11 protein-coding genes are annotated in these 11696 nt (G+C 31.1%); 9 read left to right on the top strand and 2 right to left on the bottom strand.

What is annotated here, in order from left to right; all coding sequences use genetic code 11:
• Positions 1-14 precede the first annotated feature (14 nt).
• Together Q4A58_RS02100 and Q4A58_RS02095 are read right to left on the bottom strand one after the other, a co-directional pair.
• Positions 15-665 (bottom strand): outer membrane beta-barrel protein, encoded by a 651-nt coding sequence (locus Q4A58_RS02100; RefSeq protein WP_303116184.1) that lies wholly within the window; start codon positions 663-665, stop codon positions 15-17.
• A 103-nt stretch (positions 666-768) separates the two neighbouring features.
• A complete protein-coding gene (locus Q4A58_RS02095) occupies positions 769-1776 on the bottom strand; it encodes a PLP-dependent cysteine synthase family protein (protein ID WP_303116182.1) in 1008 nt (335 codons plus the stop codon).
• A 267-nt stretch (positions 1777-2043) separates the two neighbouring features.
• On the opposite strand from Q4A58_RS02095, the gene pyrR reads away from it, so the two are divergent.
• The 9 genes from pyrR (at position 2044) to pyrE (ending at position 11668) form a co-directional block, all read left to right on the top strand.
• On the top strand, positions 2044-2559 hold the full coding sequence (gene pyrR / locus Q4A58_RS02090; RefSeq protein ID WP_303116180.1) for a bifunctional pyr operon transcriptional regulator/uracil phosphoribosyltransferase PyrR: 516 nt from the start codon (positions 2044-2046) through the stop codon (positions 2557-2559).
• Between the two features lie 206 nt (positions 2560-2765).
• Positions 2766-3653 carry an aspartate carbamoyltransferase catalytic subunit gene (locus Q4A58_RS02085; protein WP_303116177.1) on the top strand — a complete coding sequence of 296 codons (888 nt, stop codon included), beginning with the start codon at positions 2766-2768 and terminating at the stop codon, positions 3651-3653.
• Between the two features lie 8 nt (positions 3654-3661).
• Positions 3662-4942 carry a dihydroorotase gene (locus tag Q4A58_RS02080; RefSeq protein ID WP_303116174.1) on the top strand — a complete coding sequence of 427 codons (1281 nt, stop codon included), beginning with the start codon at positions 3662-3664 and terminating at the stop codon, positions 4940-4942.
• Positions 4943-4960: 18 nt separating this feature from the next.
• The gene (locus Q4A58_RS02075; RefSeq protein ID WP_303116172.1) at positions 4961-5365 is read left to right on the top strand and encodes a carbamoyl-phosphate synthase domain-containing protein; all 405 of its coding nucleotides are present in this window, start codon (positions 4961-4963) and stop codon (positions 5363-5365) included.
• Between the two features lie 12 nt (positions 5366-5377).
• Positions 5378-8554, top strand: coding sequence for a carbamoyl-phosphate synthase large subunit (gene carB / locus Q4A58_RS02070; protein WP_303116170.1), 3177 nt, complete (start codon positions 5378-5380; stop codon positions 8552-8554).
• Positions 8555-8597: 43 nt separating this feature from the next.
• Complete coding sequence (locus tag Q4A58_RS02065; protein WP_303116167.1) at positions 8598-9401, top strand: dihydroorotate dehydrogenase electron transfer subunit; 804 nt, start codon at positions 8598-8600, stop codon at positions 9399-9401.
• Positions 9402-9416: 15 nt separating this feature from the next.
• Positions 9417-10331, top strand: coding sequence for a dihydroorotate dehydrogenase (locus Q4A58_RS02060; RefSeq protein ID WP_303116166.1), 915 nt, complete (start codon positions 9417-9419; stop codon positions 10329-10331).
• A gap of 16 nt (positions 10332-10347) precedes the next feature.
• Positions 10348-11061, top strand: a complete 714-nt coding sequence (pyrF, locus tag Q4A58_RS02055) for an orotidine-5'-phosphate decarboxylase (protein ID WP_303116165.1) — start codon at positions 10348-10350, stop codon at positions 11059-11061.
• Positions 11051-11668 carry an orotate phosphoribosyltransferase gene (gene pyrE, locus Q4A58_RS02050; protein ID WP_303116163.1) on the top strand — a complete coding sequence of 206 codons (618 nt, stop codon included), beginning with the start codon at positions 11051-11053 and terminating at the stop codon, positions 11666-11668. Before pyrF ends, pyrE begins: the two co-directional genes overlap by 11 nt.
• Positions 11669-11696: the final 28 nt, after the last annotated feature.

The following is an 11696-nucleotide window of genomic DNA, read 5'->3' as shown; positions in this document are numbered from 1 at the left end:
CTTGATTTTTATTTTTAGAAATTAAATTTATAACCAACTGATAATCTAATAGTTTTATTATCCCATTTAGAACTATCTCCATCTTGCCATTTTAATTTAGCTTTAGTATAGACATAAGAAAGTTCAGTTAAAAAATTATTGTATTCGACACCAACACTAAGTCCAGTATAAAGACCATTAGTTGCTTTAGAAAGATCAATATCATAAGAAACTTTCGATTTTCCATCGTATTCATTCTCATTATTAAGTTTATTAAAAGAATAACCTAAATCAAATTTAATATAAGGATTAAAAATACCAGTATTAAAATTGTATTTAGCTGTTAAATAAAGGGGGATAGAATTATAAGAAGGCATTCTTCCTGATATTCTTCTAGCTGGAGTAAAAAAATCGTCATAGTATGAAAAATTTTTCCCTTTTCTTGTTATATATCCAATACCAACACCAAATTCAGTATTTGGAGCAACAACAGTAGTTCCCTCTAGGAAGAAAGAATAGCCTGATTTAGCTTTTGTAGGTAGAGGAAGACTTGTACCATCTTCATCTTTAATTTTGCTGAATTTTGAATTTAAATCAACCCCAAATTTCCCATAGACATTAAAATCACCAGCAGCTAGAGAAGAAATAGCTGAAACAACAAATAAAGATAACAATAATTTTTTCATTTAAAAACCTCCTTAATATAAAGTAATTTTATAATATATTATAACATATTATTATAAAAATCATTATAAAAATTTAATTAAATTAAATTATTTAAATTATTTTCTACTCTCTTATAATATTTTTAATTTCTTTTAAAAAAATATCCTTGGATAAAAAATCATCTTTTATTATTTCTTTCTTCATTAAATCTGTACTTAAATATTTTTTATTATCATCAGCAAAAACAGTTACTATATTAGTATCTTTTCCTAATTTATTTTGAAGTAAAACAGCACCTATAAAGTTGGCACCAGAAGATATCCCCACTCCTAAACCAATTTTTGCTAGTTTTTGTGCCATTATAATGGCATCTCCGTCATCAACACTTACTATATCATCCAATTCATTTAGTTTAAGTAAATCTGGTATAAATTCATCAGAAATTCCTTCAATTCTATGCTTTGCTACTTTATAACCTGTGGATAAAGTTGGAGAGTTTAAAGGCTCTAGTGGACAAATTTTAGCCTTAGGAAAATTTTCTTTAACCCTTTTTCCTATACCCATTATAGTACCTCCAGTTCCTACTCCAGCAACAAAGCCATCGATTTGCAACTCTAAGCTTTCCATCTCCTTAACAATTTCAAGACCTATGCCATAGTAGTGGGCTTCGCTATTATAAATATTTGAAAATTGGCTTGGTAAGTAAGTGTTTGCATTTTTTATAGCAAAGTCTTTTGTTTTTTCAATACTTCCTAAAAATCCTCCCTCTTCCCTTGAAACAAGAATAATATCAGCTCCAAAAGAACGAATTAAGGCTTTTCTCTCTTCACTCATCCATTCAGGCATAAAGATAGTTACAGGGTGCCCCAAGATTGCTCCTATGGCACTAAAAGCAATACCAGTATTTCCACTAGTTGCTTCGACTATTGGAGAATTTTCTTTTATTTCACCATTCTCATAAGCCTTTTTTAAAGTATAAAAAGCCATTCTATCTTTTATGCTACCTGTTAAGTTATAAGTTTCATTTTTTACAAAAATTCTCCTTTCTTCCCCTTTATATTCAAATCTAATTTCTAACAAAGGAGTTTTTCCTACTAATTTTTCTAAATATTCCCACTTTTCTTTTTTCATTAACTTACCCCCTAGTTTTATTGTTTTGTTTATTATAATGCTTTAATAATAAATAATCAAATTCAAAAGTCTAATATTATTTTTAAAATTGACTTTTGAGTGTTTTTATTATAGAATTATAGAGATAAAAAATTCCTTTTAAGTGGGTCCAGAGAGGCTAACAAGGGTTATATATAAAATAATGGAAAAAATCCATCTTTTTTTGTGTATTCAACCCAAAGTAATTTACTTTGGGTTTTCTTTATATAAAATTTTGAGGAGTTGACTATGAAAATTTTGTTAGATGAGATTGGTATGAAAAAATCAATGACAAGGATTTGTTATGAAATTATTGAAAAAAATAAGGACATAGATAAATTAGTTCTTTTAGGAATAAAAAGTAGGGGAGATATTCTAGCTGAGAGGATAAAAAATAGGATAGAAGAACTTGAAAAAATTTCTATTCCCTTAGAAACAATTGATATTACATATTATAGAGATGATATTAACAAGAAAAATTTGGATATAAAAGAACATAAATTTGAAACAGATTTAACAGATAAAGTGGTTATAATTGTTGACGATGTGCTATACACGGGAAGAACAATAAGAGCAGCACTTGATGCCATACTTAATACTGCAAGACCAGCAAAAATTCAACTGGCATGTTTAATTGATAGAGGTCATAGAGAATTACCGATAAGAGCAGATTTTATAGGAAAAAACATTCCAACATCAAGAGATGAAAAGATAGAAGTTCATCTTCAAGAATTTGATGGAGAGGAGTGTGTATTTATAATTTAGTTTAGCTAATTTTATAATTTTTGAAAAGGCTTGTTCAAAGTTAGACTTTTAAAGTTTTACTTATAATCTAAATCTTTAGAAAAATTAGAAAGGCATGAGTGTTAAACTTATGAAGTCTTTAAAATATAACAGAGCCATTAAATTTTCCTATTTAGATTGCCCAAATTTTAACCTTCTAAGTAGGAAACTATTTAGGAGGTTTTTTTATGAAAAATTTATTTTCAATGAATGATTTGAATGATGAGGAGATATTAATTCTTATAAAAAGAGCAATTGAGTTGAAAAAAGGAGGAAAACCCAAGAAAAGGGAAGATTTATTTGTATCAAATTTATTTTTTGAAAATTCAACAAGAACTAAAAAAAGTTTTGAAATAGCAGAAAGAAAGCTAGGAATGAATCTAATAAACTTTGAAACAGAGAGTTCATCTATTCAAAAGGGAGAAAGTTTATATGATACATGCAAAACTTTAGAAATGATAGGTATAGATATTTTAGTTATAAGACATTCAAAAAATGAGTATTATAAGGATTTAGAGGCTTTAAAAATTCCTATAATAAATGGGGGTGATGGAAGTGGTGAACATCCCTCGCAATGTTTGCTAGATTTAATGACTATTTATGAAGAGTTTGGGAAGTTTGAAAATTTAGAAATAATAATAGCAGGAGATATAAAAAACTCAAGAGTTGCCAGAAGTAATAAAAAAGCACTGACAAGATTGGGGGCGAAAGTCAGGTTTGTAGCACCTGATATATGGAAAGATAAAGAATTAGGAAATTTTGTGGAGCTAGATGATGTGATAGAAGAGCTAGATGTCTGCATGCTTTTAAGAGTACAGCATGAAAGACATAGGCAAGAGGATAAAAAAATATTTTTTAAGGAAGATTATCACAAAAAATATGCTTTGACTGAGGAAAGATATAAAAAATTAAAAGACAAAGCTATAATAATGCATCCAGCTCCTGTAAATAGAGATGTGGAAATTGCTGATATTTTAGTTGAAAGCGAAAAATCGCGTATTTTTGAACAGATGAAAAATGGAATGTTTATAAGGCAGGCCATACTTGAATATATAATAGAAAAGAATAATTTATAGGAGGAGAAATGTTATTAAAAAATTGTAAAATTTTAAAAGACGGAAAATTGATTGAAAGCGATATCCTAATTAAAGACAGAAAAATAGAAAAGATAGAAAAAAATATAAAATGTGATGGAGAAGCAATAGATGTGAAGGGAAGATTTGTAACAGCAGGTTTTATAGATGTTCATGTGCATTGGAGAGAACCTGGATTTTCACAAAAAGAAACTATTTATACAGCCTCGAGAGCAGCGGCAAGAGGAGGGTTTACAACGGTTATGACCATGCCTAATTTAAATCCTGTACCAGATTCAGCTGAAACTTTAAGAAAACAACTTGATATTATAAATATGGACTCGTGTATAAGAGCTATACCTTATGGTGCTATAACAAAGGAAGAATATGGAAAAGAGCTTTCTGATATGGAAGCTATTGCTGAGAATGTTTTTGCATTTACAGATGATGGAAGAGGGGTTCAAAGTGCAAATATAATGTATGAGGCAATGCTAAAGGCAGCTAAGTTAGGAAAGCCTATTGTAGCTCATTGTGAGGATAATTCTCTTATAAGGGGAGGAGGAATGCATGAAGGAAAAAGGAGTGCTGAATTAGGTTTAGCAGGAATTCCTTCAATATGTGAATCAGTTCAAGTTGCAAGAGATATTCTTTTAGCTGAAGCAGCGAACTGTCATTATCATGTTTGTCATATATCTGCTAAGGAGTCTGTAAGAGCAGTTAGAGAAGCTAAAAAAAATGGAATAAAAGTAAGCTGTGAGGTCACACCACATCATCTACTTAGCTGTGATGAGGATATACTGGAAGACAATGGAATGTGGAAAATGAATCCTCCTTTAAGAGGGAGAGAAGACAGAGATGCAATAATAGCAGGAATTTTAGATGGAACTATAGATATAATTGCAACAGACCATGCACCTCATACTCAGGCTGAAAAAGAGAGAGGAATAGCTAAATCTTCATTTGGTATAGTTGGTTCAGAAACTGCGTTTTCACAGCTTTATACTAAATTTGTAAAAACAGATATTTTTTCTTTAGAATTACTTGTTAAATTAATGAATGAAAATGTGGCACAGCTTTTTAATTTACCTTATGGTAAATTGAAAGAGGGTGCTTTAGCCGATTTAGTTGTAATAGATTTAGAAAAAGAAATGATAATAGATACAGAAAAATTTTTAAGTAAGGGAAAAAACACACCTTATGCTGGGAAAAAAGTAAATGGGATTCCAGTTTTAACAATTTGCGATGGAAAAATTGTATATCTTGATAAAGATGAAATAAAAGGAAAAAATTAAAATATACGGGAGATGACTATGTGTAATAAAAAATTAGTTTTAGAAGATGGAACAGAGTATACTGGCTTTGCCTTCGGTGCTGATGGAAATGTAGAGGGAGAAATAGTTTTGAACACTGCTATGTCAGGTTATCAGAGAACTTTAACGGATGAAAATTATGAAGGGAAAATAGTTTTGTTTACTTACCCCTTGATAGGTAATTCGGGAGTTAATTCTAAAGACTTTAAGAATATGAAAAGAACTTTAAAAGGAATGATAATAAAAGAGTTGTGTGAAAAACCATCAAACTTCAGTGCAGAATATAATTTAGATGAAGTTTTAAAAGAAATGGGAATAGTTGGGATCTGTGGAATAGACACAAGAAGTTTGACAAAAAAAATTAGGGCTGAGGAAAAAGTAAAAGTTTCTATAATGGATATATAAGGAGTAAAAGAAATGGGAAAGAGAAGAGATATAAAGACGATATTAGTTATAGGGTCTGGTCCGATTATTATTGGACAGGCTGCAGAATTTGACTATGCTGGAACTCAAGCTTGCTTATCTTTAAAGGAGGAGGGTTATAAAGTAATACTTGTAAATTCTAATCCAGCTACAATAATGACTGATAAGGAAATTGCAGACAAAATATATATGGAACCTTTGAACTTAGAATTTTTAACAAAGATAATAAGAAAGGAAAAACCAGATGCACTTCTTCCAACACTAGGAGGACAAATAGGGTTAAATTTAGCTGTAGCTTTACATGAAAGTGGAGTTTTAGATGAAAGTGGAGTTGAAATTTTAGCCACTAAGCTGCATTCAATAAAGCAAGCTGAGGATAGAGAATTATTTAGAAATTTGATGAATGAACTAAATGAACCTGTTCCTGAATCTGATATAGTTCATAGTTTAGAGGAAGCTGAAAATTTTGTGAAAACAATAGGTTATCCTGTTATAGTTAGACCTGCTTTTACAATGGGGGGTACAGGTGGAGGAATTTGTAACAGTGATGAGGAACTAAGAGAGATTGTAAACAATGGTCTTAATTATTCTCCTGTAAGACAATGCTTAATAGAGAGATCTATAGCTGGCTATAAAGAAATAGAATATGAGGTTATGAGAGATAGCTCAGATAATGCAATCGTAGTATGTAATATGGAAAATGTAGATCCCGTTGGAATACACACAGGTGATTCAATAGTTGTAGCTCCAACTCAAACTCTTACAGAGGAAGAAACTACTTTGCTTAGAAATGTTTCTTTGAGAATTATAAGGGCATTGAAGATAGAGGGAGGTTGTAATGTACAGATAGCATTAGACCCAAACTCATTAAATTATTATATTATAGAAGTAAATCCAAGAGTTTCTCGTTCATCAGCTCTGGCTTCGAAAGCCACAGGCTTTCCGATAGCAAGAATAGCAGCAAAAATTGCAGTAGGCTTAAATTTTGATGAGATTAAAAATCCTATTACAAATCTTCCTTGCTCTATATCCGAGCCAACAGTTGACTATATAGTGAGTAAGGTTGCGAGATTTCCATTTGACAAATTTGGAGATGGAGATAGATATTTAGGTACTCAAATGAAAGCAACAGGTGAAGTTATGGCGATAGGAAGAACTTTTGAAGAGTCTATATTGAAAGCTATAAGATCACTTGAATATGGAGTTCATCATTTAGGTCTGCCAAACGGGGAGGAATTTTCTTTAGAAAAAATAATAAAAAGAATAAAAATGGCAGGAGATGAAAGATTATTTTTTATAGGTGAAGCACTTAGAAGGAATGTATCTATTGAAGAGATACACGAGTATACAAAAATTGATTTATTTTTCTTAAATAAATTTAAGCATATAATTGAGTTGGAACATATATTAAAAGAAAATAAAGAAAATATAGAATTATTAAAGAAGGCTAAAACTTTTGGTTTTTCTGATAAGATAATTGCTCATAGATGGGGGATGAAGGAGAGAGAAGTTTTTGATCTCAGACAGAAGAATGATATAAAACCAGTGTTTAAAATGGTTGATACTTGTGCTGGAAAATTTGAAGCTAACGCTCCTTATTTCTATTCAACTTATGAAATAGAAAATGAATCTGTGAGATTTAATAATGAAAAAATAGTAGTTTTAGGTTCAGGTCCAATAAGAATAGGACAAGGGGTTGAATTTGATTATGCAACTGTGCATGCAATTATGGCTATAAAGAAAATGGGGTATGAAGCCATAATAATTAATAATAATCCAGAAACTGTTTCAACGGATTTTTCAATATCTGATAAATTATATTTTGAGCCGTTGACAGAGGAAGATGTAATGGCAATTATAGATTTTGAAAAACCACTGGGAGTTGTAGTACAGTTTGGAGGACAGACAGCTATAAACCTAGCTGAGAAAATTTCCTCTCATGGGGTAAAAATTTTAGGAAGCTCTCTTGAATCTATAGATACTGCTGAAAATAGAGATAGATTTGAGCATTTATTATCAGAATTAAGAATTCCACAGCCTTTAGGAAAGACAGCGTTTAATGTAGAGGGAGCTTTAAAAAATGCAAATGATATAGGCTATCCAGTTTTAGTCAGACCTTCATATGTTTTAGGAGGTAGGGCTATGGAAATAGTTTATAATGATGAAGATTTAAAAAAGTATATGAAGAATGCTGTAAATGTAAATCCAGAACATCCAGTTTTAATTGATAGATATCTAGTAGGAAAAGAAATTGAAGTTGATGCTATCTGTGATGGTGAACATACATTCATACCAGGGATAATGGAACATATTGAAAGAGCAGGAGTACACAGTGGAGATTCAATAGCTATATATCCACCGCAAAGTTTGAGTCAGATTGAAATAGATAAAATCATAAATTATACAAAAAAATTGGCAATAGGTCTTAAAGTTAAAGGGCTTATAAATATACAGTATGTGGTAACCAAAGATGAAGTTTATGTATTAGAGGTAAATCCGAGAGCTTCAAGAACTATACCATTTATGAGCAAGATAACAGGAATTCCAGTTGCAAACATTGCAATGCAATGTATATTAGGAAAAAAATTAAAAGATTTGGGCTATGAAAAGGATTTAGCAGATTTAGCAGAAATGATTTCAGTTAAAGTTCCAGTATTTAGTTTTCAAAAATTGAAAAATGTTGACACAACTTTAGGTCCTGAAATGAAGTCTACAGGAGAGGTAATAGGGACAGATAGAAGTCTAGCAAAGGCGTTATATAAAGGACTTACGGCTGCAGGAATAAAAATTAAAGATTACGGTAGAATATTGTTTACTATAGATGATAAGAATAAAGCTGCAGCTTTAGAACTTGGGAAAGCATTCTCTGATATTGGCTTTTCAATTTTAGCTACAGAAGGAACAGGAAAATATTTTGAAGAACATGGCTTAAAAGTTAAAAAAATTGGTAAAATAGATAAGTCTGAATATAGTGTTTTAGATGCAATACAAAATGGAGATGTTGATATAGTTATCAATACTACTACTAAAGGTAAATCAAGTGAAAAAGACGGTTTTAAAATTAGAAGAAAGGCAACAGAAAATGGAATAATAAGTTTTACATCTCTTGATACTGCAAATGCACTGTTAAAGGTAATTGAAGCAATGTCTTTTAGAGTGCAAGCACTGTAGTATAGGATAGGAATTAAGTATATAAGGAAATGGGAGAAATTTTATGAGAATGGAAGATTGTATCGTTGAGGAAAACATACAGATAGCAAAAGATATATATAAAATGAGAATTAGGGGGAATTTTGTAAAGGAATGTAGAACTCCTGGGCAATTTATAAATATCAGGATAGGAGATGGGAAAGAACATATATTAAGAAGACCTATTTCAATCTCCGAAATAGATAGGACAAATAATTTAGTAACTATAGTATATAGAATAGTAGGAGAGGGAACAAAATTTCTAGCTAATATAAAAAAAGGAAATGAAATAGATATAATGGGACCTTTAGGTAGAGGTTTTGATATTTTTTCATTAAAAAAAGAACAAACAGCGCTTTTAATAGGTGGAGGGATAGGCATTCCACCACTATATGAATTGGCAAAACAGTTTAATCAGAAGGGAGTAAAAACAATTCATCTATTGGGTTTTAATACAAAGGAAGAAATTTTTTATGAAGAGGAATTTTCTAAATTAGGAAAAACTTATATTTCAACAGTTGATGGCAGCTATGGTATAAAAGGTTTCATAACTGATACTATAAAGAAACTTCAAGAAGAAAACTCTTTGAATTTTGATAAGTACTATAGTTGTGGACCAGGCTTAATGTTGAAAGCTTTGATAGATAGACTTGGAGAAGATGGTTATGTTTCACTTGAAAATAGAATGGCCTGTGGAATAGGAGCTTGTTACGCCTGTGTATGTAAAAAGAAAAACAAAATAAGAGCTTCTATCAACAATAAAAAAGTAGATTACACAAGAGTATGTTATGACGGACCAGTTTATTTAGCCAGTGATGTTGAGATTTAATAATAGGGGTATGAAATGAGTGAGAGATTAAGAGTACAAATTCCAGGTCTAGATTTAAAAAATCCAATTATGCCAGCATCTGGTTGTTTTGCATTCGGTATAGAATATGCCCAAATTTATGATATTTCGAAGTTGGGTGCAATAATGATAAAGGCAGCAACAAAAGAAGCAAGGTTTGGGAATCCAACTCCAAGAGTAACAGAAACGGCAAGTGGGATGTTAAATGCTATAGGTCTACAAAATCCTGGAGTGGATGAAATAATAGAGAATCAATTAAAACAATTAGAGAAATATGATGTTCCAATAATTGCAAATGTTGCTGGCAGTGATATTGATGACTATATTTATGTGGCCGATAAAATTTCTAAGGTAGTTAATGTAAAAGCTTTAGAACTTAATATATCCTGCCCCAATGTAAAATGTGGAGGCATACAATTTGGTACAGATCCAAGTGTAGCAAAAGATTTAACTGAAAAAGTAAAAGCGGTTTCATCAGTACCAGTCTATGTTAAACTATCTCCCAATGTAGCAGATATAGTTACTATGGCTCATGCTGTTGAAAAGGGTGGAGCAGATGGGCTTACAATGATAAATACTTTAGTAGGTATGGCTCTTGATAGAAAAACTGGAAAACCAATAATAGCTAATATAACAGGAGGATTATCAGGCCCTGCTATAAAGCCTGTGGCAATCAGAATGGTTTATCAAGTTGCACAAGCAGTTAATATTCCAATAATTGGTATGGGTGGAATTATGGATGAATGGGATGTAATAGACTTTATTTCGGCAGGGGCAAGTGCTGTTGCAATAGGAACTGCTAATTTTACAGATCCTTTAGTTTGTCCTAAAATAATAGATAAATTGGAGTTGGCATTGGATGAATTAAAAGCTAGACATATTTTAGATTTAAAAGGAAGAGCTTTTAGATAAAAATATAAGGAGGAATATGAAGAAGGAAGTAATAATAGCTTTAGATTTTTCAACATTGGAAAAGACATTGGAATTTTTAGATAAATTTAAAGAGGAAAAATTATTTGTAAAAGTTGGAATGGAGCTATATCTACAAAATGGTCCAATAGTAATAGATGAGATAAAAAAAAGAGGTCACAAAATATTTCTGGATTTAAAATTGCATGACATCCCAAATACTGTTTACTCGGCTGTAAAAGGCTTAGCAAAACTTAATATTGATATACTTACTGTTCATGCTGCTGGAGGTTCTGAAATGTTAAAAGGGGCTAAAAGAGCCATAATAGAAGCAGGAGTAAAAACAAAAATTATTGCTATTACTCAACTCACTTCAACAAGTGAAGAGGATATGAGAAAAGAGCAAAATATTCAAACAAGTATAGAAAAATCTGTCTTAAATTATACAAGGCTTGCAAAAGAAAGTGGAGTTGATGGAGTGGTATCTTCTGTTCTTGAAACAAAAAAAATTAGAGAGCAAAGTGGGGAAGATTTTATAATAATAAATCCAGGGATAAGATTAGCAGAAGATTCAAAAGGTGACCAAAAGAGAGTTGCAACGCCAATAGATGCAAATAAAAATGGAGCCAGTTATGTTGTTGTGGGTAGGTCGATAACTGGAAATGCAAATCCAGAAGAAAGATATAAGCTTATAAAAACTATGTTTGAAATGGGGGATAAATATGTTAGATAGAGAAATAATAAATTCATTATTAGAAATTAAAGCTGTAGAGTTAAGAGTTAATAAGGAAAACTGGTTTACATGGACATCGGGCATAAAATCTCCAATTTACTGTGACAATAGACTTATAATGTCATATCCTAAAATTAGAAGGCAGGTAGCAGAAGGCTTTGTAAAAAAAATTAAAAATCTATATCCTGAGGTTGAATATATTGTTGGAACTGCAACTGCGGGTATTCCTCATGCTGCTTGGATAAGTGATATTATGAATTTACCTATGCTCTATGTTAGGAGCTCTGCGAAAGAACATGGAAAGACTAATCAGATTGAAGGAAAGATAGAGAAGGGGAGGAAAGTTGTGGTAATTGAGGATTTAATTTCTACTGGGAAATCTTCCGTTATTGCAGTAAAGGCATTACAAGAAGAAGGATTTCAAGTTTTAGGTGTTATAGCTATATTTAGCTATAATTTAGAGAAGGCTAAACAAAAATTCTCTGAGGCTGAAATTCCTTTTACTACTTTGACTAATTATGATGTCTTATTGGAACTTGCTAAAGAACAAGGGGTGATAGGAGAAAATGAAAATAAGGTTTTACTACAATGGAGAAATGAATTATAAAAAATAATATAAAAGGGGTTGTTGCAAA

The organism is Fusobacterium sp. (genome assembly GCF_030528405.1).
Classification (GTDB): domain Bacteria; phylum Fusobacteriota; class Fusobacteriia; order Fusobacteriales; family Fusobacteriaceae; genus Fusobacterium.
Note: the sequence above shows the minus strand (reverse complement) of the source record. Positions and strands in the feature narration are given on the sequence as shown.

Bases quoted from the DNA above. Each gene is read 5' to 3' on its own strand.
- Q4A58_RS02065 (WP_303116167.1), top strand. From the start codon at position 8,598: ATGAGAATGGAAGATTGTATCGTTGAGGAAAACATACAGATAGCAAAA.
- Q4A58_RS02100 (WP_303116184.1), bottom strand. From the start codon at position 665: ATGAAAAAATTATTGTTATCTTTATTTGTTGTTTCAGCTATTTCTTCT.
- Q4A58_RS02085 (WP_303116177.1), top strand. From the start codon at position 2,766: ATGAAAAATTTATTTTCAATGAATGATTTGAATGATGAGGAGATATTA.
- Q4A58_RS02075 (WP_303116172.1), top strand. From the start codon at position 4,961: ATGTGTAATAAAAAATTAGTTTTAGAAGATGGAACAGAGTATACTGGC.
- pyrE (WP_303116163.1), top strand. From the start codon at position 11,051: ATGTTAGATAGAGAAATAATAAATTCATTATTAGAAATTAAAGCTGTA.
- pyrR (WP_303116180.1), top strand. From the start codon at position 2,044: ATGAAAATTTTGTTAGATGAGATTGGTATGAAAAAATCAATGACAAGG.
- Q4A58_RS02080 (WP_303116174.1), top strand. From the start codon at position 3,662: ATGTTATTAAAAAATTGTAAAATTTTAAAAGACGGAAAATTGATTGAA.
- Q4A58_RS02095 (WP_303116182.1), bottom strand. From the start codon at position 1,776: ATGAAAAAAGAAAAGTGGGAATATTTAGAAAAATTAGTAGGAAAAACT.
- Q4A58_RS02060 (WP_303116166.1), top strand. From the start codon at position 9,417: ATGAGTGAGAGATTAAGAGTACAAATTCCAGGTCTAGATTTAAAAAAT.
- pyrF (WP_303116165.1), top strand. From the start codon at position 10,348: ATGAAGAAGGAAGTAATAATAGCTTTAGATTTTTCAACATTGGAAAAG.
- carB (WP_303116170.1), top strand. From the start codon at position 5,378: ATGGGAAAGAGAAGAGATATAAAGACGATATTAGTTATAGGGTCTGGT.